Genomic DNA, 23303 nt, shown 5'->3' with positions numbered 1-23303 from the left:
TTGCCGTTTGGGGCGAACTAAGGAGCAGCCGATACGGAGCTGCTGAGGGACTGCACAAGCTCCATCGGAACGGTCGCGGTGACGATGGCACGGTCTTTGTGCTGATCGACCTTGAGCGATTCAATCATCTGCAGCAGCGCAGCGTCTCCACGGTCGCGCGGTTGGATGGTCTGCAGCGAACGGAAGAGCCCAAGCATGGTGCGGAGGTTCTGTGTCGCCTGCGCCGCTTCAGCGTCTGTAGACGAAATCTCCTCGATCCTCAACCGCAACGATCCGGTATAGCGCAGGCTGGCGACAAAGGTCGTGTCCTCAGGCAGCGGGAGCTGTAGCCCGAAGATCGAGATGTAGCCGCGGTCGGAGAAGGGAAGTCCGATGCGGCCAATCCCCCATGCACTTGCGAGCAGAGGCACATCGCGATAGCGGGCCGAAAGCAGAGACGAGCCGGAGAAAGGCAGTGCCGCGGCGCGGTGGCGATCCAGAATAGAGTGAATCTGCTCACCCGTGGGCATGTTGGATGCTGCGATGGAGTCGTATCCAAGCTGGGCAATGCGCAGCGGCCGCATCACATTGCCGTCGGCGACGGCGACGGTGTAGATGGTATGGCCTGCGTAGTTCTCGCGCGATGCTGCGATGGAATCGAGATAACGCGCCAGCTTCTCTCCGTCGAAGCGGCCTTCGAAGACTTCCGAGTAACCAACCGGCCCGTTGGGGCCATTGGGATTGTCCATGCGATGCAGCGCGAAGGCGACATCGTCGATATCACGCTCAGGGATAATGCCGGTCGCATCGACGAAGTGCTGATAGTCGGGAGCGCGTGAGATTGGGGTGCGGTCGAAGTGAGTCGCCAGCCGCAACGGCTTGAGGTTGACGTAGACGATCGCGTCGGACTCCGGCAATAACCGCGCTGCTTCTGGAGGAGCCGCCTTGCGCAGAACGATGGCGACGATCAGAGCGGCAATCAGCACCAGTGCGACAAGAAGAGAGTATCGGGTAGGTCTACGGAGTCGTAGCATGCGCTGGGATTCAGTATTCAGCACGACGCGTCGTCATAGCAAATGGTTTGCGTCTACTCCGTGACAGCAAAGGTGTAGATTTTGCCGCCGTTGGTGACATTGCCGGTGCCGGGAGGAAGGATGCCGAACTCGCCTCCGCCGACGGAGCGGTCGATGGTGAAGGTGTAGGTGCGTGGGGCAATGCGCTCGGCGTTGAATTGGATCTCATCGTGGCCTGCGCCGCCGGTGGAGTGGAAGACGCCACCGGTCATGGTGCGGAAGTCGCGGCTGTTGGAGTGAATGTGGAAGCGCAGGAAAGTGTACTCGGGGGCGGCGACACCCTCAGGCGTATAGATGAGAATTTCGATCGGGGCCTGGAGCGGGAGTCTGGATTCACGCCCGTTGACCTGTCCGTTCATGTCGGTCTTGATGATGCCGTTGGTGACGGTCGACTTCAGCCAGCCGCTGGACTTGCTGTGAACGACCTCAACCGGGAGAGGCTGCCACTGCCCTTGGCGATCCTTATAGTAGACGCCGATCTCGTTGACCTCGGGAATGACGACAGACGGAGCCTGAATCGCAGTGTTTGTCTGTACTTCCCCGGCAGGAGTCAGCCGCTTGCGGTTCTTGTTGATCATCGCCGCGACGACGCGCTCGGAGACGCCTGCGTCTTTGAGATCTGTCAGCGAGTCGCCATCGGTTGTGTACTTGCCGGGCTGCGAGTTGATTGCCTGAATCACCAGGTCGTCACTCAGGTTCGCGTTGACCATGCGAATGATGGAGTCGTTGGTGAGAGTCTTTTGCTGAGGGGGAGCCGGCGTCGTGGGATTGGCATCGGCCTGCGGCGTCTCTGCCGTTTGGGCATGAAGTGGTGCAGCGGCAAGTAAAACCATAAAAACAATGGCCAGCAAGGTGCGCGGCGAAAGCATGATACAAGGACCCCCAGGTCAACAGGTCAGGTTAGAACGGCCATGCTAGTTGGACGTGAAAAAGGCTATCACGCAACCACGGATTTCCTGCACATTGCGGATCGTTTAGGGTCGATCTGTCATCATGAAGACTGTGCCCTTTTGGGCCGGGAGATGATTTGGAATGAAGTTGAAGCTGCCGAAGGGTGAGTTCAAGGCTTACCTGTTCGACTGTGATGGCACGATCTGCGATTCTATGCCGCTGCACTACGTTGCATGGAAGACGGTTCTTGCAGAGTGGAATTGCGAATTCAGCGAGGACCTGTTCTACGCCTGGGGCGGTATGCCGGTGACGGAGATTATCGCTTCGCTCAATCAGCGCCAGGGATTGGCCATGCCGGTTGCCGATGTGCAGCGGCGTAAGGAAGAGATGTTTTACGCACATCTTCCGCAGATGAAGGCCGTTCCCGAAGTGCTGGAGCATATTGAGGCGCAGCATGGGCAGATACCCTTTGCTGTCGTATCGGGGAGCACGCATGAATCTGTTCGTGCATCGCTGGGGACGCTGAATCTTCTTCACCGTTTTGAGACGCTGGTGTGCGCCGGGGATTACCGGAACAGCAAGCCGCATCCCGAGCCTTACCTGATGGCAGCAGATCGCCTGAGGATCGCTCCGGAACACTGTCTCGTCTTTGAAGACACCGACATGGGCATCGAGTCGGCACGTGCTGCGGGCATGGCTTCGGTGAAGGTTCCGGCGCCGTGGGAGCGTGTTGCACTGGCTGCTGTCTGAGCTTCCAGTGCGGTGCAAACTTCTTGCCTGACGAAGTTTGCGACGCTGGTTTGGCTGTGCTAAAGTCAGAACTGCGGCGCACTCTGCGCAGGCACTACTGCGCTTCCTGCAGCCGGGCCTACAGAGAGCAAGTAAGGCTGTGAGGGCTGGCGTAGCTCAGCTGGTAGAGCATCTGATTTGTAATCAGAGGGTCGGGGGTTCAAGTCCCTTCGCCAGCTCCAGATTTCTTACAGCCGAGGAAGAGTTTGGATTTGGTAGTACTGCCAGGCCGTTCTGGTCGCGCAGGCCTCCGGAGACTTTCTTCAACAATGAAAACCCGCTCGATCGCGGCAAGAGAGATCGAGGTTTTGGTGTGAGAGTTGAAGCCGGATGCTGTTCGATGAGCGGGTTTGCAGGATGTGCACAGGTGGCCGAGTGGTTAATGGCAGCAGACTGTAAATCTGCCCGTCAATGACGTACGGAGGTTCGAATCCTCCCCTGTGCACCATAGGTTTGCGGTAATTGAAGGATGTGGGAGCGCAAGTGGATCTGAGTCCTGCCGGTAGCGGGCGTATGGCAATCGCGCTGGCTGTTCTCGGAGTTTTAGCGGTCCTTGCCTGGCAAACGATGGAGCCAGGCAGGTTTCGTTCGCTGACGTGGCTCCTGCTTGGATTTTTTGCCTTTCGCGTAACGCTTGGCTGGTTGCGCTCGCGATAGGATTGTAAGGTTGGAGTTTTAGCAGAGTCTGGTTTTTGCTCAGGTTCTGTAGGCAGGCTGATGTAGCTCAGTGGTAGAGCACTCCCTTGGTAAGGGAGAGGTCATGGGTTCAAGCCCCATCATCAGCTCCAGGTTTCGTAGCAGGCGGGAGTAACTCAGTGGTAGAGTCACAGCCTTCCAAGCTGTTGGTCGCGGGTTCGATTCCCGTCTCCCGCTCCAGAATTGTGAAGGCAGTACGCAGGAGATTTTGTTGAGCACGTTGAAAGAGCAGCCGATACTTCCGATCGCTGATCCCCAGGCCTTCGGTGCGGTAAAGACAGCGATCGAGACGTCGTTTTCGGCCGAAAAAGTTCGCGGCTTTCTTCAGTCGCTGGAGCGGCGGCGAGCCCGTATTCGCGAGTTTGAGGATGTTCTCGGGAAGGGTCTTCTCGGACCGCAGACCGCTGGAGAATACAAGCGGCTTCCGGATGGCGATCAGGGGCAGATCAGAGAGTTCTATCTGGCCAGCCTCGAGAAGGTCGCACCGGAGTTGAGGAAGCAGTTCTTCCGGTTGTACGCGTATTACTGAGATCTCACACACATTTGAAGTTATTACTTGAACCGCCGGCATATGCCGGCCAAACACCAGACGGAGAGAGCAATGGCGAAGGAAAAATTTGACCGGTCCAAGCCGCACGTGAACATTGGGACGATCGGGCACATCGATCACGGCAAGACGACGTTGACGGCGGCGATCACGAAGGTACTGTCGAAGCACAACCCGAAGAACGCGTTTCGTTCGTTCGACACGATCGACAACGCACCTGAGGAGCGCGAGCGCGGTATTACGATTGCGACTTCGCACGTGGAGTACGAGACGGCGAACCGTCACTATGCTCACGTGGACTGCCCCGGCCACGCCGACTACATCAAGAACATGATCACGGGCGCAGCGCAGATGGACGGCGCGATCCTGGTGGTGGCAGCGACCGACGGTCCGATGCCGCAGACCAAGGAGCACGTTCTGCTGGCTCGTCAGGTTGGCGTGCCGTACATCGTGGTGTTCCTGAACAAGTGCGATGCGGTTGAGGATGCGGAGCTGGTGGACCTGGTGGAGATGGAAGTCCGCGAGCTGCTGTCGAAGTACGACTTCCCGGGCGACGACGTTCCTGTGGTCCGCGGCTCTGCGCTGGGCGCACTGAACGGCGAGAAGCAGTGGGAAGACAAGATCGACGAGCTGATGGAAGCGGTGGACAAGAACGTTCCGCAGCCTGACCGCATGGTCGACCTTCCGTTCCTGATGCCGATCGAAGACATCTTCTCGATCTCGGGCCGTGGAACTGTAGTAACGGGTCGTATCGAGCGTGGCAAGATCAAGGTCGGCGAGGCGGCACAGATCGTGGGCTTCCGCGACACGCAGGCGACGACGGTAACGGGCGTGGAGATGTTCAAGAAGCAGCTGGACGAGGGTCTGGCGGGCGACAATGCCGGTCTGCTGCTGCGCGGTACGGCGAAGGAAGACGTGGAGCGCGGCATGGTGCTGGCGAAGCCCGGCTCGATCACGCCGCACACGGTGTTCAAGGGCGAGGTGTACGTTCTGTCGAAGGAAGAGGGTGGACGTCACACTCCGTTCTTCAACGGCTACCGTCCGCAGTTCTACTTCCGCACGACGGACGTGACGGGATCGGCGAAGCTTCCGGAAGGCACCGAGATGGTGATGCCGGGCGACAACATCCAGCTGGAGATCACGCTGCACACGCCGGTGGCGATGGAGAAGGGTCTCCGCTTCGCCATCCGCGAAGGCGGACGCACCGTCGGCGCTGGTACCATCTCCGAAATCATCAAGTAACGAGAGCGGACGGTGGGAACGCGCTTCGCGCGGATTCTTGCCGAATGCGAAATAAATCAAGGCGGCGAGCTTCGGCTCGCCGCTTTTTTGTGTTCCCGGGGCGGTCGGATTGCTGTTGACCGTGCCATTTTGAGAAGCGAATAGAGGCAGTGGAGTCTCGGTCTTGAACCGTCATGAAATCAGGCGGTGCCCGTTACCGGTTGCCGCCTGATTTTTACTCGAGCAAGGCTTTCTTTAACCCATGCTTTCGTGGATAATAGTACGAGGCGAAGGCGTGGCCTGACCGCTTCGTCCTCAGGTAACACAACTCAGGATTTTGGTTGCAGGGACCACATCCCCTGCGTTGCGGCGTGTCAGGTGGGCGGAGTTTTCCTTCCATGTGACAAGCTGCTTGCCAGTCGAAGTGGCTGGCCACGTTAGAAGGAGACGACAACAATGCGCGAGATCATCACCCTCCAGTGCCCGGAGTGCAAGAACCGGAACTATTCCACCACGAAGAACAAGAAGACCACAACTGGCCGTCTTGAGTTCTCGAAGTTCTGCAATACCTGCCGCAAACACACGGATCACAAAGAGACGAAGTAGGACTAGCCGTCCAGGCGGAAGCGCTTCGCGCCCATGCTTTGGACGGAATAGCCACTCCTGGGGGAGTAAGCTCAACGGTTAAACTGTCGGTCTCCAAAACCGAACTTCTCGGTTCGAATCCGAGCTCCCCCGCCATCCTCTTCAGAGTCGGAAATCTTCTGAAGTGGCGGTACCAACAGAAGCAGTAAACGAAGATTCACAAGGCGGCGTTATGGCCAAGACAGTAGCGGTAGCGGAACAGCAGACGAATACCGGGATGCAGCAGTTGAAGTCTTTTCCCGAGCGCACCATGAGTTTCCTGCGGGATGTGCGCAGCGAGATGCGCAAAGTGGTGTCGCCGTCGCGCGCCGAGGTGCAGGCGACCACGACAGTCGTGATCGTCACGGTTTTTATCTTCGCAGCGTACTTCTGGCTGGTGGATAACCTCATTGGACGCGCGGTGGAATACGTTCTGCGTGTGGCGGCGAAGTAGTAGAGACAAGATCAGCAGTATCGGGAAGCAAACGATGCGTGAAGAAGGCACAACCATGGCGGAAGAGCAACAGAATCCGGTAGAGCAGACGGCTGAGGCAGCCTCAGAGCAGGCGGCAGAGCAGCTCGCGCCTCCGGTCAATGAGAACTTCAAGTGGTACATCATCCACGCTTACTCCGGCTTTGAGCGCAAGGTGCGGGAGTCGCTGGAGAGCCGCATTGCCGCCTTCGGCCTGCAGAACAAGATTGGCCGGATCATGATTCCGACGGAGCCGGTAACGGAGCTTCGCAACGGCAAGAAGTACACGATCGAGCGGGTCTTTCTTCCCGGTTATGTGCTGATCGAAATGGATCTCGACAATGATCTGTGGCATGTGATCAAGAACACGCCGCGCGTCACGGGCTTTCTTGGCACGGGCGACAATCCGGTTGCTTTGTCTGAGCAGGAAGTCAGCTCGATCCTGTTCCGCTCGGATGTGTCGAAGGAGAAGCCGACGCTCAAGATCAAGTTCGACAAGGGCGAGCAGGTCCGCATCAACGAAGGGCCGTTTGCGAACTTTACGGGCGCGGTCGACGAGATCAACGAAGACAAGCAGACGCTCAAGGTGATGGTCAGCATCTTCGGTCGTTCGACTCCGGTCGAGATCGAGTTCTCGAAGGTGGACAAGGTCACCGAATAGGTTTGAGGCTGCGTCTTTGGCGTGGCCTGGAAGTGGAAGTTCAAATTTTTAGCGAGCTGGCCGTGAGGCCGCCGCAGGAAGCGTAAGAGGAATACCCGATGGCACCGAAGAAGATTACTGGATACGTCAAACTGCAGATTGTGGCCGGCAAGGCAACGCCTGCACCGCCGGTTGGTCCCGCGCTCGGTCAGGCGCAGGTCAACATTATGGAGTTCTGCAAGCAGTTCAACGACCGCACGGGCAAGGACCCGGCTCTGGCCGGGCTGACGATCCCGGTCGTGATCTCGGTTTATGCAGACCGTACGTTCAGCTTCATCACCAAGACACCTCCGGCTCCGGTTCTGCTGCTGAAGGCTGCCGGCATCGAGAAGGGTTCGGGCACACCGAACAAGGACAAGAAGGGCAAGGTCACCGAGAAGCAGGTTCTCGAGATCGCCAAGCAGAAGATGCCGGACATGAACGCAACCACGGTTGAAGCTGCGGCGAAGACGATCCGCGGTACGGCGCGCTCGATGGGCATCGAGGTTGTTGCCTAAACCGGATCTCTGGATCCAGGATTCACCGAAGTTCCTTTCAGGCCCAAGCTACCCCCCCGGGGTAGCTTGGGCTTATGTCTTTTGGATGCAATGAGATGCGCGATTTTTGGACGCTAAAATATTGCATTCATGAGACTTAAGTATCAAAATATTCATTTCAAAAGGGATAGGCCGGACTCTAAAAAGTCCGGCCTTCTTTGTTTTTCAAGCTTATTTCTATTTTAGCGAATGGAGCCAAACTGATCGGCACTTTGATTGAAGATTCTTTCTGTTCTCTAAGGCACTTATTTTGTTTTGGTTGCGATGAGATTAGAGCTTTTCAGAAGGGGCACAGGGGCTTGACAGCGGAATTGCAGGTTGGCACTCAGGCGAAGAGGCTTTGCTTGCCGGCGCGTGGGGTTGAGGCCGCGGTGCGTTTTTTGTCGAGCGGGAATGGTGCACTAAACTCTGCGTGGAGGGCGGCCAAAGATGGGATCGGACCTGTTGGACGTGGTGCTGGATGCATGGGACAGGAACAATCGGATTCTTGTGAACCTGCTGCGTGCGGTGCCGGAGGATGGGCTTGCGGCGCGCGTGATGGCGGGAAGCCCAACGGTGTCGCAGATGTTTACGCATATGCACTATGTGCGGCTGGTCTTCCTCTACGAAGACGCGCCGGAGTTTGCGCGATCGGTGCCGGAGCGTGAATGGGCGGATGGACTGAGTACAGAGCAGATGGCCGGTGAGCTGGAGGCGAGTGCCCAGGCGGTGCGCGAAGCGGTGGGGAGCATGGTGCGGTCGGGGAAGGCGATGAAGGTCCACTACGACCATCCTCTGCTGTTCCTGGAGCACATGATCTGGCATGAGGGATATCACCATGGGCAGATCAAGCTGGCTCTGAAGATGGCTGGACACGCATTCGATGACGAGCAGATCGGGCCGCTGACGTGGGACGTCTGGATGGACAAGACGCATTGAGCCCAGCAACGCTTCGATTGGCCCTCCCTGCTGTTGACTCCTGCATGCAGAAACAGGATGGTCAGGCGAAGAGCCGTTGCTGTTCTGCGGCTGGGGTTGAGGCCGCAGGTCGTTTGCGTGAGGATGGCTGCTCTCGCTGCGGGGCGAGCGGACGCGGATCGGTTGGCAGGGACTGTTCGAAGTTGAGCTCCTCGGCCGTGGCATTGTTGACGGTCGATTCGCGGGGTTCCTCGGCATCGCGCCAACGGCGGTTGAGACCGTGGCGCTGGCGTGCCTGTTCGACCAGACGGGCGAGCTGTTGTGCATAGGGTTTGGTGGCGAAGTCGTTGTGGGCGAACCGGCGCTCGTAGTCGGCGACGAGCGCCGGGAAGTGCTCCCGGACGAAGCTCAGGTAGGTAGGGCGGGAGCACGGCTTGAGAAAGAGTGGATTGGCGGCGAAGAAGCTGGCATTGGCCTGGGCGGCGAGTGCTGCCATGCGGTCGATGGCAACCTCGGTGTCGGTGATGCCAGGAAGCAGCGGGGAGCAGAGAATTCCGGTGACGATTCCCGCCTGACGGAGGCGGCGTACGGTATCGAGACGCAGGTCGGGACGTGGGGCGCGCGGCTCAAGCAGGCGTGCGAGCTCAGCATCCGGGGTGGTGATGGTGATGTGTACGACGAGGTGATTGCGTCGTGCGATCTCGCGCAGCAGGTCGGTGTCGCGGAGGATGAGGCGCGATTTGGTGACGATGCCGATGCGGAGGCCGGAGCGCGTGGCGAAGACCTCAAGCAGGCTGCGGGTGATACGGGCGCGGCGCTCGATGGGTTGCCAGGGGTCGGTAGCGGTGCCGATTGCGATCTGGTCGGAGGGGTGATGGCGTCGCAACTCCTGCTCGAGCAGCCAGGCGGCGTTCTGCTTGAGGAAGATGAGGCGCTCGAAGGTGAGGGGATTGTGGAAGTCGGGCCCGCTGGGCGCAGGAGTGCCAGGGGCGGGAGCCATGAACTCGTGGGTGTAGCGGGCGTAGCAATAACGGCAGGCGAACTCGCAGCCGCGGTAGGGATTGATGCTCCAGGCAAGCCAGGTGAGGCGCCTGGAGGTGGAGCGGTTGAGGATGCTGCGGACGTTGAGGGCGCGGAACTCGATGAGATGGCCGGAGTCGGCGTGAGTCGCTTCGAAAGCGAGGCGGGCGATGCCTGTCCGAGGCGGCTCGGAGGGCTGTCCGAGGATGGGGAGGAGTGGAGAAGCTGTGGTGTTTATTTTCGCCATTTGTTCGCCTAGCTGAGATGAGGTTAGGCCTGTTCGGCGGAGGCGTCAAGGGGGAAGGAGGCAAAAGTTTTGAACAGGATGGGTGGGAGGCAGGAGGTTTTTCTGCTTCCCAAATCAGGACGCTCCCGTTTTGGGAATTTCTATGGGAAGGCTGGTTTTTCGGGTGATTTTGGGAATGAAGCACGTATCGGTGAGGTGAACTGTTCCTTTTTGGGAATTGCTCAAAATGAAGTATCGTGGTTGTCTTTAGGTAACCACAGGTAACCCTCGTTGTTGCTTCTTGATGTTCAAGCAGTTAGGGCATCTCGAGCGATGAGAGTTCCAGTTTGGCACTTCGCGTGATTACGTAAGTGCAGCCGCGTGTAGAGAAAAGTAAGCGGCTTGGAGTTGGATTGATGCAGGCGTTGCTGAGCAGTACTGCCTTGGTAGAGATGTTGGTTGGGATGTGGAGAAGAGGCTGGCTGGTCTCTCTCACGCATTCTGTGATCGTTTGCGGTTTGCGCGTGGACGCTTCCTGTGTGTCTGCGGCGCAGAGTCTCTATGCGGCCATAAAGGCTGTTCTCGACGGATTGCATAAAGGTGGGCTGTCACTGCGAAGTCTGGCAGTGAGTGCGGAGCCATTGCCGGTGTGTACCAGCACGGCAAGGTGGATCGCATGCTGACCGTTTATGGAAGGCCGGCAAAGACCGGCACGCAAACGAATGAGAAGAGAGGTATGAAACCGATGAACGAAGTCATGCAGAGAAGTGGAGCCGCTGGGCCATCGGGAGTTCTGGTTGGGCTGTCGCCGTTGGATGTAGCCGGGGATGGAGCCGCAAAGCAGCAGGGCATGGATCCCGCGCTGCACGTGCTTGTGGTGGATGACGACAATGCGGTGCGCAAGGCCTGCTGTGCGATTGCAGAAGGAATGGGCTGCGCCGTGGTGGGTGCTGACAGTCTGGCGCGCGCAAGAGAGATCTTGCGTCACCAGAAGATGGATGTGCTGCTGCTGGATTTGAAGCTGCCGGATGGCGGTGGGCTTGCCCTGCTGGAGCAGGTGAAGACACTGTATCCGGAGATGGCGGTGGTGGTGATGACGGCGTTTGCCACTGTTGCGTCGGCCGTGGAGGCGATGCGGATTGGCGCGCGCGATTACCTGACGAAGCCGTTTGCGCTGGAAGAGCTGACGACCGTGATCGAGCGCGCGGGGCAGCGGATGCACTTTGATCGCGAGAGTCGTTTGCTGCGCGAGAGGCTGCGGTCGCAGCAGAGCGCCGAGGGCTTGATTGGCAAGTCGCCTGAGATGGAGAAGCTGTATCGCATTCTGTCGAAGGTGGCGTTCTCGACGCATCCGGTGATGATTCTGGGAGAGAGCGGGACGGGCAAGGAGCTGGTGGCGCGGTCGATCCATTCGAATGGACCGAATGCAGCGAAACCGTTTGTTGCGGTGGACTGTGGCGCGCTGGTGCCGAGCCTGATCGAGAGCGAATTGTTTGGCCATGTGAAGGGCGCGTTTACGGGCGCGGACCGTGCGAAGGAGGGACTGCTGGCAGCAGCCGACGGAGGCACGGTGTTTCTGGATGAGATCGGTGAGCTGCCACTGGATCTACAGGCGAAGCTGCTGCGCGCATTGCAGGAGAAGGAAGTGCGGCCGGTGGGGTCGACGCAGTCGCGGCCGATTTCGGCGCGTGTGCTGGCGGCAACGAATCGTGACCTGGCGGCGATGGTGGAGCAGGGGAAGTTTCGCAAGGACCTCTTCTTCCGTCTGAATGTGGTGAATTTGAAGATTCCTCCGCTGCGAGAGCGCAGAGGAGATATTTTGCTGCTGGCGATGTATTTTCTGGCTCGGATGGAGAAGGAGACGGGAGTGGCACGCACGTTTTCGGATGAGTCGCTGCGCGTGATGCAGGAGTACGACTGGCCGGGCAATGTGCGAGAGCTGGAGAATGCGATCGAACGCGCATGTGCGCTTTCAAGCGGGCCGGTGTTGCATATGGGCGATCTGCCGACGCAGCTGCAGGACTTCAGAATGCATCAGCACGCTTCGTCGACGCCTGCTGTGATGCAGCATGCGACGATCGAGGAGGGTGAAGGGCCGATTGTTTCGATTGCCGAGATGGAGAAGCAGGCGATTCTGGGGACGATCCGGCAGTTGAAAGGCGACAAGCTGCTGGCGGCGCGTCTGCTGGGGATCGGGAAGACGACGCTTTATCGCAAGCTGAAGGAGTATGGCATCACGGATGTGATGGCAGGCGACTAAGCATTCCAACCGGACAGCACGAAGACGTGGACTCGTATAGCATCTAGCATCGAAGGGAAGGATGGTGACAGGATGCGATGCAAACATTTGAATGAGGTCCAGGATGTAACTCCTTCGGCAAAGGGATGCGAGGACTGCCTGAAGGTTGGCGGATGGTGGGTGCATCTGAGGATCTGCAAGATCTGCGGCCATATGGGTTGCTGCGATTCGTCGCCGAATAAACATGCGACGAAACATTTTCATGCGACCAAGCACCCGATCATGCGGTCGATGGAGCCGGGCGAGGACTGGGGCTGGTGCTACATGGATGAGGTGGAGCTGGACTTCTCGAAGGACAAGTTTCATCACGGCTGAGTCTGGTGGGCGGTGCGATGCCTGGGTTTGTTATGCTTGGCTCATCTTTCGAAGAGAGTGAGCGTTTAAGTATGTCGGATCAGGCAGTCAAGATTACAGTTCGTCCCAATGGGCCATTGCGGGTTGAAGGGCCGATTTCGCTGACGGATGCGGATGGAAAGCATTGGGATCTTACCGGGAAGCCGGCGATCTCGTTGTGTCGCTGCGGGGCCAGTGAGAAGCGCCCGTTCTGCGATGGATCGCACAATCGCATTGGCTTCCAGTGCCAGGCGAGTCCTGCAAATCTTACATAGGCAATGAGCCACACCGGCGGATGGAGAAGACGTCCTCTGCCGGTGTGGCTGTTGCGTAGAAGTTCAATTTCTTTTGGTGCAATCAAGGAAGGTTCGATGAGACGTGGCGGATGGCGTGGAAGTATGTTGTCTGGAGTGCTGCTGATCTCTGCAGCGATGTACGGACAGACCTCCGGAGCCGATCCTGTTGCGGCTGTGCCTTCGGCGAGTGAGCTTGCGGAGTATGTGGGGCAGTACCGTATGCCGGCTGAGCCTGAGGTCGTGAACGCGATCCTGGTGCAGGGAGATTCGTTGTACATCGAGGGCGAGCGGATGGCTGCCCTGGAGCTGAAGCCGGAGTCGAAGGACCATTTTGCGGCGATGGGCCGGACGCTGCAGGTCGAGTTTACGAGGGATGCCGCGGGAAAAGTTACAGGGCTGACCACAACGGCATCCGGGCCGCGTAGCGGTGAGGTAAGCCTTGTGCGCTTCAGCACGGAGGCGAAGAAGCTGAATCACTTTCGCAACTATGTGCGCACGGAGGCGATGGTGCCGGTGCGCGACGGGGCGAAGCTGCATGTCGTGGTGCTGCGGCCTGAGGGGTCGGAGAGCTCGGGTGAGCCGCTGCCGTTTTTGATGGAGCGGACCCCGTATGGTGTGGATGGCGAGTCGTCGGAGGCGGTGAATGCGTCGAAGCCGGAACTGGCGGCGAGTGGATACATCTTTGTCTTCGGCGATATTCGCGGGCGGTATGGCTCCGAAGGAAAGTTCGTCATGAACCGGCCGATCGTGGAGCACAAGACGAAGAACGACGTCGATGAGACGACAGATACGCGTGACACGATTGACTGGTTGCTGAAGAACGTGCCGAACAATAACGGTCGCGTGGGCGTGTATGGCATCTCGTATCCGGGATTCCTGGCCATGATGGCGGGGATCGATGCGCATCCGGCGGTGAAGGCGATCTCGCCGCAGGCGCCGATGACGAATATATGGATTGGCGATGATTTTTTTCACAACGGCGCGTTTCGTGAGACGTACGGCTTCGATTATGTGCAGCAGCTTGAGGCGCAGAAGACGGATGTGCGTGTGGAGTCGTCGGAGGACACGTACAACTTCTTTTTACGCAATGTGAACTTTGCGGGTGCGGCGAAGAGTGCGGGCATGAGCGATCTGCCAACGGCGAAGGCGTTCTTATCGCAGCCGTCGTACACGAAGTTCTGGAGGGACATGGCTGTTGAGCCACACCTGACAAAGGTGGAGGTTCCGACGCTGGAGGTTGGTGGCTGGTGGGATCAGGAAGATATGTGGGGGCCGCAGGCCGAATACGCAGCGTTGGAACCGCATGATACGAACCATGAAGTCTTTTTGGTGCTGGGGCCCTGGAATCACGGCGGGTGGGTTCCGACGACGCGGCATCTGGGAGCGATTAACTTTGGCGCAGCGACCGGGGAGGTGTATCGCAAGACGATTGAGGCACCGTTCTTTGAGAAATATCTCAAGGGCAGACCAGGGTTCGATCTGCAGGACACGGCGAGCTTCCGCACGGGTGTGAACGAGTGGAAGCGTTATAGTGCGTGGCCTCCTAAGGAGGGATTCCGTGCGGCGAAGCTCTACTTTGCGGCCGAGCATGGGTTGAGTTTCGATATGCCGGAGGGCGAATCAAAGGCGGAGTATGTTGCCGATCCGGCGAACCCGGTACCGTATCGTCAGCGGCCGATTCAGTCGACGTATGCGAGAGGATCGAAGTGGCGTCCGTGGCTGGTGGAGGACCAGCGTTTTGTCAGTGGACGAAAGGACCTTGCGAACTTTGCGACTGGCCCGCTGGATCATGATGTGACGGTGACGGGCGATGTTGTCGCGGATCTTTTTGCTGCGACGACAGGAAGCGATGCGGACTGGGTGGTGAAGCTGATCGATGTCTACCCAGACGATGCGCCGAATGGAATGGGTGGCTATCAGTTGATGGTTGCAGATGAGATTCTGCGTGGTCGATATCGGAAGAGCTTCGAGAAGCCGGAGCCTGTGAAGCCAGGTGAGGTGACGGAGTACAAATGGAGTTTGCATGGAGCGGACCATACTTTTCTGAAGGGCCACAGAATCATGGTCGAGGTGCAGTCGTCGTGGTTTCCGCTGTACGACCGCAATCCGCAGACGTATGTGCAGAACGTGATGAGTGCTCCGGCGAGCGCGTATAAAGCGGAGACGATCTCCATCTACGGATCGTCTAAATATCCGTCGCATCTTGAATTTGAAATGCCGCAGCAGTAGCTGTTCGATTTGCAGGAGAAAGTGTGAGTATCAAGACGATCAGCAGCCGTGAGGTGTACCGCAATCCCTGGACGAGCGTGCGCGAGGACGTGATTGAACGTGCGAATGGGCAGCGAGGAATCTACGGCGTAATCGATAAAGATCCGGCGTCGATCATTATTCCGCTGGAGAAGACAGCAAAGGGCGAGTTCGTTTATCTGATCGAACAGTTTCGCTATACGGTGGGAGGGCGTTTCGCGGAGTTTCCTCAGGGCGGATGGGAGCAAGCTGACGTTGACCCGGAGGAGCTGGCCCGCGGTGAGCTGCGTGAAGAGACAGGGCTGACTGCGGAAAAGATGACGCATCTGAGCACGCTGCAGATTGCTTATGGCGTGATGAATCAGAAACACCACGTCTTTTTGGCTGAGGGCCTGAGCCAGGGCGAGTCGGAGCCAGATATCGAAGAGCACGACCTGGTGCTGAAGCGTGTGAGCGTGCAGGAGTTTGAGAGCATGGTGCTGAGCGGTGAGATTGTCGACAACTGTTCGATCGCTGCATGGGGGCTCTACAAGATATGGTTAGAGCAAGGGCGGCCGTCGAGGGCACGATGAGAGACGAGAGAATCAACGAACAAGCTGGCGCACCGGAATCTACTCAAAGTGGATTGCGATGGGCGAATGCAGGTAGTTTTCTATTCGCGTTGCTTCAGGCGGGATGCGCTGCGTTTATGGCGGTCAGCGGCTTCAGAATGCTGATTGGTTTGGGAGCGCTGGCAAGCGGATTTTATGGGGCTGCCCGGTGGTTTCATGCGGATGCAATTCGTATTCCGATGATGATCTTCGCCCTTGCAGGTGCGTTGTTCAATCTGTATTCAGTATGGCGCGTGCGATCGCTGCGAGCGCGACCTGCGGCGCAGTGGAGAGTGCAGCCGGCTTCGCGTGCCAAGGTGCGCTCGGAACGATGGCAGGTCGCTATGGCGATTGCAACGTTGGTTTTGCTTGTGGCGGAATGGATCGCTCACGGGCGGTAGTATTTCATTTCGCGATGACCAGATAGACCGTTGTGTTCAGGCATCGGACTGCTGCTGCATTCATGCAGAGGATTCAGGCTCATCCAGCGGAATTTCAAGCATAGCCTGCGCGAGGCGCGCATGGAGGCGTTCGCTGTAGCCGACTGGAAGCTCGAAGACACGATCGTCGGCTGTGAGAATCAGGATATTGCGTGTGGAGTCGAGTACTGCCGAGCAGATCTCGCAGTGCTCGAGATGCTTTTCAACATCGGCGCGCGTCTGAGCGTCGAGTGTGTTGTCGAGATAGCCGGAGATATAGTCCCAGACATGGCGGCAGTTCAGAACCATGGGAACCTCCTGCGGCTGGTTGGCACAACGGACTTCAGCTGCGGCGCCAGTTGCTTCTGCAGCATCAGGCGCGCACGGTGAAGCCGCATCTTCACGGATGCGATGGTGATGCCGAGGGCATCTGCGGTCTCCTGGACGTTGCGCTCTTCGAGCTCGCGAAGCACGAAGACTTCGCGGTAAGCGAGAGGAAGCTCTGCGAGGGCGCGCCGGATGAGAGTGCGGACCTCCTGCCGCTCCAGCGATGCGGAGGGAATCTCACGCCAGTCGGTAAGCTGGGCCGGGGTTACGGAACCTTCGGAGGTGTCGTCGATGGAGTCAGTCAGTGCAGGCTGCTTGCGGCGGAGGCGCGCACGCGCCTCATTCAGTGCAATGCTGATGAGCCATGTGCTGAAGCGTGCTTCGGCACGGAAGCGGCCCAGCGCGCGGTAGGCCTTGATGAATGTCTCCTGCGCGGCATCTTCGGCTTCGGCTTCGTTGCGAAGCAGCGACAGGGTCATCATGTAGACACTGCGCTCGTAGGGGCGGATGAGCTCGTGGAAGGTTTCGGTTTGCCCGCCTAGCACCTTCTCGATCATCGCTGCTTCGTCCCTTCCGTCAGTTTGTGGTGGCGGCATCCGTTCCCCATCGCGGCATGTGCATATACGGATAGAATCGCTTTGCGATGAAGGTGTCAAGCGAAAGCTTACCGGGGCCGAAGATCAGGATCAGCAGAACCGCGCAAAGAAATGGATAGGGGGTAGCCCCATAAAATTTATCGGGATTGGAAAAGATCGCAACCAATGCGTCGTGATCGGCAGTCCAGTAGGCGACAAACATTGAACAAGTAAGAAGGAATGAGATGGGGCGGGAGAAGAGGCCGAGGATGAGAAGAATGCCTCCGAAGAACTCCAGCCCCGAGACGAAGTGGGCATTAAACGCCGGGAATGGAATGTTGAGCGATGTGAAGAAGTCGACGATCTTTGCCTGGTTGCGCAGCTTGCCGAGTCCTGTCTGGAAAAATTGCCAGCCCCAGTAGAGCCGGACTGCGAGGAGGAAGGGCGAACAGAGTTTGTCGGCTACATTGCAAAACGTAGCGTGGATGGATGCGGCGCGGGTAAGTGTGCTCACAGGGCCTCTGGTGTGCGATAGGGGCAAAGCCACCCCATCTGCATGAAATATTGAAATGCGGACTGGATGTGCGCAGGACGCGCTTCTTCAGGAAGGGTGCTTCCGGCGAATGCAGATTCTATGGCATCGCCAAAGCCAGCGCCGCGCCGGAGTGCCTCGAGCAGGCGATAGTCTTCGCGGGAGAGGCGCTTGTAATAGACAGTATCTTCGTGCCGATGGACGGCCAGATAGATCTGTTCAGGACGCGGCTTGCGTGTGCGCGTGCGCCGGACGAGGTGAATGTTGACGGCGTTCGATGCCTGCGTGCCAGCGGCATGCGACGAATCCTTGATGGCGAGCAGAGCATCATCGACCGCATAGGCTGCAGCGACCAGGCGCAGATAAGGCTGTACGCTGAGTCTGGAGTCGTCGTTGAGCGATGCGATCTCGTCTGCCGTCAGTGGGGGCCATTGCGCGTTGTCGAAGGCTTCGATGTGTGCCCATTCGAGCGCGGCCATTGCGATGGCCATATCGGTAACGGGCTCGGTGTACGGCGGGTTCTGCTGGAGCCAGTGCACGAGCGAAGATCCGAGGTTGCGAAGCGTGAAGGAGCGCGATGGATGCGCTTCGAGGTACGCGCGCATCAGTCGTTCAAACCGGCGTGTGCCGACGATTGCTTTCAGGCCGGGGAAGTCTTCTTCGAAAGAGGAGAAGACGCGAAACCAATACTGCCGGTTATAGATCTCGAGGCGCTCAAACGAGGTGAGGCGATCGTTAGGGCGAATAAACGATGCGGCTTCATCGACGACAGAGCGATTGTCTTTGTCGCGTTTGCGCATCTGTTCGTCGCGTGTGAGCGGGCGCATGACGGCGTTGGCCATCTGCTTTTGCAGGGTGTACAGAGCGGATGCGCTCATGCTGTCACCGCCAGCGGCTGCTGTGCGTGAAGATATTGGTTGGCTTTCAGCGCTTCGGCGTGAACTTCTTCGAAGGAGGGGATGCGGTCATCCCACTCAAGCAGGGTAGCCGTTGGGCCGCAGCGCTCGATGGCGCGTGCGTAGAGCGCCCACACAGGATCGAGGACAGGGTGATCGTGCGTGTCGAGGATGTATTTCTCAAACTTGGAATGACCGGCGATGTGGATCTGCGCGACCCGCTCGGCAGGGACGCTGTTGACGTAGGTGTGTGGATCGAAGGTGTGGTTCTGCGAGGAGACGTAGATGTTGTTGACATCGAGAAGGATGCCGCAGTCGGCCTGCTCGACAACTTCGTTGAGGAACTCCCACTCTGTCATCTGTGAGACGTGGTACTCGGCGTAGCTGGAGACGTTTTCGACGGCGATGGGAATCTCGAGGAAATCCTGGGCTTGCCGGATTTTTTCTGCCGTATTCTTTGCCGCTTCGAAGGTATATGGCATCGGCAGCAGGTCGTGTGTATAGGTGCCATCGACGGAGCCCCAGCAGAGATGATCGGAGAGCCAGGGTGTCTTTGTGCGGCGCACGAGGTTTTTCAGCCGCTTTAGATGTTCACGCGAGAGTGGCTCGGCAGAACCGAAGTACATGGAGACGCCATGCTGTACGACGCGGTACTGATCGAGGATGCTGTCGAGAATCGTCAGGGGCCTGCCGCCGTCGATCATGTAGTTTTCGGAGATGATTTCAAACCAGTCGACGAGAGGCTTCTTTTCGAGGATGTGTCGATAGTGCGGTACGCGCAGGCCGATTCCGACGCCGTAGTCCGTGAAGCCATTGAAACGATTTGCCGGCATATCAAAAAACCTCGGGTGAGGACGCTGTACCGCAGCCAGGAATTGCTGTTCTGGGTGCGGTACAGCGTGTTGCGTCGTAGTATTGCGATGGATTAAGCGGCAGGTGGCTTGGATCCGTCGGTAGCGCAGCCGCCCTTGCCCTTGCAGCTGTTCTTGCCCTTGCAGCCGTTGTCGCCGGTCTTGCAGCCGCCCTTGCCCTTGCAGCTGTTCTGGCCTTTACAGGCATGCTTGTCTTTGTCTGCTGCGAGAAGCGACGCCGAAACGCTGGCCAGCTTGCCGAACTGCGCCCCATTGTGAACGGAAGCATGGATCGGGGTTGCTGAACCACTAAGCAGACCAGTTACGGCTGCACTCATCATCATGGCTTTGAGGGAAGTCTTCATTGCACGAATCTCCTTCAGGATTGTTGTTGCTGTTGCGTACTTAACTTACGCGCGATCTGCCCGGTTAGATTTCCGAGCGTGTAGAACGGTAACAGACTTAAGCGAATATTTTTCGGCAGGAGTGACGAGCTACGCAATCCCAGGGGTAAAAGTTTGCATCATAAGGTGTTATGAGTACTTCTTTAAGCGGCCAGGTGCCGACTGAAAGACCCACAAGGAAACGCAGAGTGCTTAGCTGGGTGGCTACGGTTGTCCTTTTTCTTGTGGTCATACTGGCCGTATCCATTGAGGTGATCATCCATCGCGCGGCTCCAATTCTGAAGTCGCGCGTTATCGAGACACTGAGTACGCGGTTTGATAGCCGTGTTGAGCTGGATGGTTTTAGCGTCTCTGCTGTGAAGGGGCTGGAGGTTTCCGGCGAAGGGCTTCGCATCTATGCTCCTGATGCTGTTGTCGAGGCAGGGGCGAAAGATCCACTGATCTCGCTTGGGCACTTTTCATTTCATGCCGACCTGACGGGGTTGTTCAAGAAGCCCATGCACGTAGGCACAGTTCATGTTCGCGCTATGACGATCCATATTCCTCCGCGGGAGATGAGGCAACAGGCACCCGCCAAAAAAGAACGTGCCGGCAAGATCGATATCGTTGTTGACGAGATCGATTGCGCAGATTCGAAACTGATTATCGGGACGATCAAGCCTGATAAAGATCCCAAGGAATTCGATCTGCAACATATCGTTCTGCGAAATGTGGGACCGGATTCTCCATGGCGCTACAACGCGACACTGGTCAATGCGATTCCGACGGGGGATATTCATGCTACGGGAAGCTTTGGCCCGTGGGTGAACGACAGTCCGGGCGATTCTTCTGTGACGGGTCAATATACGTTTGAGCACGCGGACCTGGGGACGATCAAGGGCATATCGGGGATGCTGTCGTCGAAGGGAGAGTTTAGCGGTCAGCTGAATCGCATCGTTGTCGATGGGGAGACGGAAACGCCGGACTTCGCGTTAGATACTGCGAATCGTGCGATGCCGCTGACGACGAGATTTCATGCCATCGTGGATGGAACGAGCGGCGACACATATCTTCAACCTGTCCAAGCGAAGTTGAAGGACTCTGCGTTCAGCTGCACAGGCGCGATCGTCAATATCAAGGGTGTGGGGCACGATATCGATCTCGTGGCCGATATTCCTGATGGCAGGATTCAGGACTTCCTCCAGTTGGGAGTGAAGACGCAACCTGTGATCATGACGGGCAGGTTGACGACGAAGACGAAGCTTCGGATTCAGCCTGGGGATGAGAGCGTGACCCGCAGGATGCACTTAGATGGAAGCTTCCGGCTGCGAGCGATTCACTTTACCAATCCTGCATGGCAGGACAAGGTGGATATGTTGAGTCTACGGGCGCGAGGAGAGGCTAAAGCGGCGAAGCCTGGCGCAGAAGATGTCTCTTCGTGGATGGACGGACGATTTGTGATGGATCGGGGCGATCTACGCTTCAGCAAGTTGACGTATGTTTTACCTGGCGCAGACATCAACCTTGCAGGTGCCTATTCGCTCGATGGCAAAGACCTGGACTTTACAGGGAAGGTGAGAACGAAGGCCATGCTGTCGCAGATGGTCGCTACGTGGTGGAAGTCGTGGCTGCTGAAGCCAGTCGATCCGTTCTTCAAGAAGCACGGTGCTGGTGCCGAGATCCCGGTCAAGATCAGCGGCACCAAGGGCGAACCCAAGTTCGGTCTCGATCTGAAGCACAAAGACGGCGAATAGTTAGAAATTGCTATCGTCGCTGCCGGAATCGAAATCGCTGGAGAAGTCGGAGCTATCGTCCAACGAGGAATCGTCTGCGAAGCTGTTCGAATCATCATCCGTACCGTTGCTGTCGCTGCCGCTCATCAGGCTGTCGCCGTGGTCGTTGTTGTCGACAGCCTGCGAAAACTGCGATTCGCCGCGACGGTCTTCGATATCCGGGGAGAGATGTCCCTCGTGTGACGCGGTGTCGCCGTAGTAGTTGTTGACGATCTCGGGCCGCTCGGCACCGCCAAAACCTGAACCGTATCCGGCGGCGTTGCCAAAACCATGCATCAAGCTTTCGATGCCTTCGAAGGCGAGTGCTCCTGCGGCAACTCCTGCAGCCGTCTGCATGGCTCCACGCAGGAAGCCTCCTTGTTGCGGCATGCCGTAGCCGGGGGCATAACCGGAGCCATAAGCTGGAACCGGAACGTACTGGGGCTGTTGGGCATAGGCCGGGGGAAGCGGAGGAGGAGCCGACTGTGTCGGCTGATCGTGACCAAGCAGATTGCCGAGAAAGCTGGTGGAGCGGCGCGGTTGCTGGCGTAGCTGATCCAACTGCTGCCGGGCCTGGTCCAGCGCATACTGCTGTACGAGTACGGTCTGCGCGAGAATGTAAAGTGCGTCAGGGTTGCGCCCAAGTGTCTGCTGGAGCATCTCTTCGGCGTCGATGTCCTTCTCCTGAAGCTGGGTCTGGTTGACGCGTTGAATCAAACCCTGAAGCATCTGCTGTTCCTGCGGTGTCATGCTGCTCCTTCGCCACGGGAGACCCCGTGAGCCGTCTAGTAAGACGCGAATAGATACGCAAAAGGTAGGAAAAGGTTCAATGGCGAGCCAGCAGATTTAATGAACAGTTTTTATTCTGCGGGACATGAAGTCCATGAGCAGATAGTTGCCGAGCGTCTGCGGGGTGGTGAAGTAAGCTTTGCCTCGACACATGGCGCTGACACGTTGTACAAACTGCATTAGGGTGAAGTCGTTTGCCAGCATGAAGGTATTGATCATGATGCCGGCGCGCTTGCAGCGGGAGACCTCTTCCAGAGTCTCCTCAATCACCAGTGGATCGAGCCCGAAGGCGTTCTTATAGATACGGCCATCCGGCAGCGTAAGCGCCGACGGTTTTCCATCGGTAATCATTACGATCTGCTTCATATCCTTGTTCTGTTTCGCCAGTATGCGCTGCGCCAGACGAAGGCCGTCGCGAGTATTTGTATAGTGCGGGCCGACTTTGACGCGCGAGAGCTGCGATACGGGAATCTCCTCGGCTGTGTCGTGGAAGAGAACGAGGTTGAGCGTATCGCCGGGGAACTGCGTGCGGATGAGGTGCGAGAGGGCCATGGCGACTCGCTTCGCCGGAGTGAAACGATCTTCGCCGTAGAGGATCATCGAATGCGAGCAGTCGAGCAGCACGACGGTTGCGCAGGATGATTGATAGTCGGATTGATGGACATACAGGTCGGAGTATTCGACATGGAGCGGGCTGTGTTCTTCTCCTTCGACGGCGGTGCGAATACCCTCGCGCGCAAAGACGCTGGAGAAGGTAGCCGTAACGTCGAGGTTAAGTGTGTCGCCGAACTCATAAAGCTTGGATGAGCCGTTGATCTCAACGCCAGCTGCTTCGTGGCGCGTGTCGTGGCGGCCAAGATTGGAGCGCCCCAGCGGTCCCAGAAGATCGCGCAGCGCTTTATAGCCGAGGAAGTCCATCGCCTTGTCCGTGACTTCAAAGCGCGCCTGTGTGTTGCCGTCGCCTGTCTCGCCCTGGCCCTGCTGCGGCATCTCGGCGTTGATAAAGTTCTGCTCCTGCATCTTCTGAATGATCTTGTCGACGAGTTCTTCGACCTGATCATCCGATAAAGCATCGTATTTTTCCTGGGACTCCTCATCAAAGAGTTCGCCGGACTCAAGCGCCTGCCGGATGGCATCGCGCAGATTCTCCATCGTCTGGTCGTTAAACTCGCTGAACTGCGAATAAGGATCGTTGAAGCCGGAGTCGAGCAGAAAGTCGCTGAGAGCCTGCATCAGGTCTTCGAGACCGAAGCTGGAGGAGAGATCGCCGGTGAATCTGGTGTAGCGGACTCGTTTCATACCTGCTATCCAATGATGCCGTGA

The 23303-nt window shown here is 57.8% G+C and carries 26 protein-coding genes and 5 tRNA genes; 20 read left to right on the top strand and 11 right to left on the bottom strand.

Annotated elements, in window-relative coordinates; translation table 11 throughout:
• Nucleotides 1–17 precede the first annotated feature (17 nt).
• Nucleotides 18–1013, bottom strand: coding sequence for a hypothetical protein (locus tag KFE13_RS05095; protein ID WP_260706085.1), 996 nt, complete (start codon nt 1011–1013; stop codon nt 18–20).
• 53 nt (nt 1014–1066) lie between these two features.
• A complete protein-coding gene (locus KFE13_RS05090) occupies nt 1067–1921 on the bottom strand; it encodes a hypothetical protein (protein WP_260706084.1) in 855 nt (284 codons plus the stop codon).
• 163 nt (nt 1922–2084) lie between these two features.
• On the opposite strand from KFE13_RS05090, the gene KFE13_RS05085 reads away from it, so the two are divergent.
• The 13 genes from KFE13_RS05085 (at nt 2085) to KFE13_RS05025 (ending at nt 8446) form a co-directional block, all read left to right on the top strand.
• Nucleotides 2085–2693 (top strand): HAD family hydrolase, encoded by a 609-nt coding sequence (locus KFE13_RS05085; RefSeq protein WP_260706083.1) that lies wholly within the window; start codon nt 2085–2087, stop codon nt 2691–2693.
• A gap of 145 nt (nt 2694–2838) precedes the next feature.
• Nucleotides 2839–2914, top strand: a tRNA-Thr gene (locus KFE13_RS05080).
• 179 nt (nt 2915–3093) lie between these two features.
• Nucleotides 3094–3180, top strand: a tRNA-Tyr gene (locus KFE13_RS05075).
• Nucleotides 3181–3445: 265 nt separating this feature from the next.
• A tRNA-Thr gene (locus KFE13_RS05070) sits at nt 3446–3520 on the top strand.
• A gap of 13 nt (nt 3521–3533) precedes the next feature.
• Nucleotides 3534–3608, top strand: a tRNA-Gly gene (locus KFE13_RS05065).
• A 31-nt stretch (nt 3609–3639) separates the two neighbouring features.
• Entirely contained in the window at nt 3640–3957 is a 318-nt protein-coding gene (locus KFE13_RS05060) for a hypothetical protein (RefSeq protein WP_260706082.1), read from the top strand.
• Between the two features lie 72 nt (nt 3958–4029).
• Nucleotides 4030–5217 carry an elongation factor Tu gene (gene tuf, locus KFE13_RS05055; RefSeq protein ID WP_260703923.1) on the top strand — a complete coding sequence of 396 codons (1188 nt, stop codon included), beginning with the start codon at nt 4030–4032 and terminating at the stop codon, nt 5215–5217.
• Nucleotides 5218–5652: 435 nt separating this feature from the next.
• Nucleotides 5653–5802, top strand: coding sequence for a 50S ribosomal protein L33 (rpmG, locus tag KFE13_RS05050; protein WP_013579310.1), 150 nt, complete (start codon nt 5653–5655; stop codon nt 5800–5802).
• A 59-nt stretch (nt 5803–5861) separates the two neighbouring features.
• Nucleotides 5862–5937 (top strand) — tRNA-Trp (locus tag KFE13_RS05045).
• 76 nt (nt 5938–6013) lie between these two features.
• Nucleotides 6014–6274, top strand: a complete 261-nt coding sequence (gene secE / locus KFE13_RS05040; RefSeq protein WP_260706081.1) for a preprotein translocase subunit SecE — start codon at nt 6014–6016, stop codon at nt 6272–6274.
• Between the two features lie 34 nt (nt 6275–6308).
• Nucleotides 6309–6953, top strand: a complete 645-nt coding sequence (nusG, locus tag KFE13_RS05035; RefSeq protein ID WP_260706080.1) for a transcription termination/antitermination protein NusG — start codon at nt 6309–6311, stop codon at nt 6951–6953.
• A gap of 98 nt (nt 6954–7051) precedes the next feature.
• Nucleotides 7052–7489, top strand: coding sequence for a 50S ribosomal protein L11 (gene rplK / locus KFE13_RS05030; RefSeq protein WP_260706079.1), 438 nt, complete (start codon nt 7052–7054; stop codon nt 7487–7489).
• Nucleotides 7490–7957: 468 nt separating this feature from the next.
• Nucleotides 7958–8446, top strand: coding sequence for a DinB family protein (locus tag KFE13_RS05025; RefSeq protein ID WP_260706078.1), 489 nt, complete (start codon nt 7958–7960; stop codon nt 8444–8446).
• A 61-nt stretch (nt 8447–8507) separates the two neighbouring features.
• On the opposite strand, the gene KFE13_RS05020 is transcribed toward KFE13_RS05025, so the two are convergent.
• Nucleotides 8508–9692: an SPL family radical SAM protein gene (locus KFE13_RS05020; RefSeq protein WP_260706077.1), complete on the bottom strand. Its 1185-nt coding sequence runs from the start codon at nt 9690–9692 to the stop codon at nt 8508–8510.
• A 715-nt stretch (nt 9693–10407) separates the two neighbouring features.
• On the opposite strand from KFE13_RS05020, the gene KFE13_RS05015 reads away from it, so the two are divergent.
• The 6 genes from KFE13_RS05015 to KFE13_RS04990 all read left to right on the top strand — a co-directional run bounded on the left by KFE13_RS05015 (nt 10408) and on the right by KFE13_RS04990 (nt 15837).
• A complete protein-coding gene (locus tag KFE13_RS05015) occupies nt 10408–11931 on the top strand; it encodes a sigma-54-dependent transcriptional regulator (protein ID WP_313900684.1) in 1524 nt (507 codons plus the stop codon).
• A gap of 72 nt (nt 11932–12003) precedes the next feature.
• Nucleotides 12004–12285, top strand: coding sequence for a UBP-type zinc finger domain-containing protein (locus tag KFE13_RS05010; protein ID WP_260706076.1), 282 nt, complete (start codon nt 12004–12006; stop codon nt 12283–12285).
• 17 nt (nt 12286–12302) lie between these two features.
• A complete protein-coding gene (locus KFE13_RS05005) occupies nt 12303–12578 on the top strand; it encodes a CDGSH iron-sulfur domain-containing protein (protein ID WP_313900683.1) in 276 nt (91 codons plus the stop codon).
• A gap of 96 nt (nt 12579–12674) precedes the next feature.
• Nucleotides 12675–14828 carry a CocE/NonD family hydrolase gene (locus KFE13_RS05000; protein WP_260706074.1) on the top strand — a complete coding sequence of 718 codons (2154 nt, stop codon included), beginning with the start codon at nt 12675–12677 and terminating at the stop codon, nt 14826–14828.
• A gap of 23 nt (nt 14829–14851) precedes the next feature.
• Nucleotides 14852–15418 (top strand): NUDIX domain-containing protein, encoded by a 567-nt coding sequence (locus KFE13_RS04995; RefSeq protein ID WP_260706073.1) that lies wholly within the window; start codon nt 14852–14854, stop codon nt 15416–15418.
• Nucleotides 15415–15837, top strand: coding sequence for a hypothetical protein (locus tag KFE13_RS04990; RefSeq protein ID WP_260706072.1), 423 nt, complete (start codon nt 15415–15417; stop codon nt 15835–15837). The genes KFE13_RS04995 and KFE13_RS04990 overlap by 4 nt, the downstream gene beginning before the upstream one ends.
• Before the next feature lie 60 nt (nt 15838–15897).
• Here the strand turns inward: KFE13_RS04990 and KFE13_RS04985 are convergent, their stop codons facing one another.
• The 6 genes from KFE13_RS04985 to KFE13_RS04960 form a co-directional block, all read right to left on the bottom strand.
• Nucleotides 15898–16164: an anti-sigma factor family protein gene (locus tag KFE13_RS04985; protein WP_260706071.1), complete on the bottom strand. Its 267-nt coding sequence runs from the start codon at nt 16162–16164 to the stop codon at nt 15898–15900.
• A complete protein-coding gene (locus KFE13_RS04980) occupies nt 16155–16739 on the bottom strand; it encodes a sigma-70 family RNA polymerase sigma factor (protein ID WP_260706070.1) in 585 nt (194 codons plus the stop codon). The genes KFE13_RS04985 and KFE13_RS04980 overlap by 10 nt, the downstream gene beginning before the upstream one ends.
• A 19-nt stretch (nt 16740–16758) precedes the next feature.
• On the bottom strand, nt 16759–17271 hold the full coding sequence (locus KFE13_RS04975) for a DoxX family protein (RefSeq protein WP_260706069.1): 513 nt from the start codon (nt 17269–17271) through the stop codon (nt 16759–16761).
• Nucleotides 17268–18167 (bottom strand): HvfC/BufC N-terminal domain-containing protein, encoded by a 900-nt coding sequence (locus KFE13_RS04970; RefSeq protein ID WP_260706068.1) that lies wholly within the window; start codon nt 18165–18167, stop codon nt 17268–17270. The genes KFE13_RS04975 and KFE13_RS04970 overlap by 4 nt, the downstream gene beginning before the upstream one ends.
• Nucleotides 18164–19018, bottom strand: coding sequence for an MNIO family bufferin maturase (gene bufB / locus KFE13_RS04965; protein ID WP_260706067.1), 855 nt, complete (start codon nt 19016–19018; stop codon nt 18164–18166). Before bufB ends, KFE13_RS04970 begins: the two co-directional genes overlap by 4 nt.
• 92 nt (nt 19019–19110) lie before the next feature.
• Nucleotides 19111–19401, bottom strand: a complete 291-nt coding sequence (locus tag KFE13_RS04960) for a hypothetical protein (RefSeq protein WP_260706066.1) — start codon at nt 19399–19401, stop codon at nt 19111–19113.
• Nucleotides 19402–19628: 227 nt separating this feature from the next.
• On the opposite strand from KFE13_RS04960, the gene KFE13_RS04955 reads away from it, so the two are divergent.
• The gene (locus tag KFE13_RS04955) at nt 19629–21173 is read left to right on the top strand and encodes an AsmA family protein (protein ID WP_260706065.1); all 1545 of its coding nucleotides are present in this window, start codon (nt 19629–19631) and stop codon (nt 21171–21173) included.
• On the opposite strand, the gene KFE13_RS04950 is transcribed toward KFE13_RS04955, so the two are convergent.
• Both KFE13_RS04950 and KFE13_RS04945 read right to left on the bottom strand, forming a co-directional pair.
• Nucleotides 21174–21941, bottom strand: a complete 768-nt coding sequence (locus KFE13_RS04950) for a DUF2076 domain-containing protein (RefSeq protein WP_260706064.1) — start codon at nt 21939–21941, stop codon at nt 21174–21176.
• A 96-nt stretch (nt 21942–22037) separates the two neighbouring features.
• Nucleotides 22038–23279 carry a vWA domain-containing protein gene (locus tag KFE13_RS04945; RefSeq protein ID WP_260706063.1) on the bottom strand — a complete coding sequence of 414 codons (1242 nt, stop codon included), beginning with the start codon at nt 23277–23279 and terminating at the stop codon, nt 22038–22040.
• Between the last annotated feature and the right edge of the window lie 24 nt (nt 23280–23303).

The sequence above is a fragment of the Edaphobacter flagellatus genome, from assembly GCF_025264665.1.
Classification (GTDB): Bacteria; Acidobacteriota; Terriglobia; order Terriglobales; family Acidobacteriaceae; genus Edaphobacter; species Edaphobacter flagellatus.
The sequence above is the reverse complement of the archived record's forward strand: the minus strand, read 5'-3'. Positions and strand labels throughout refer to the sequence as shown.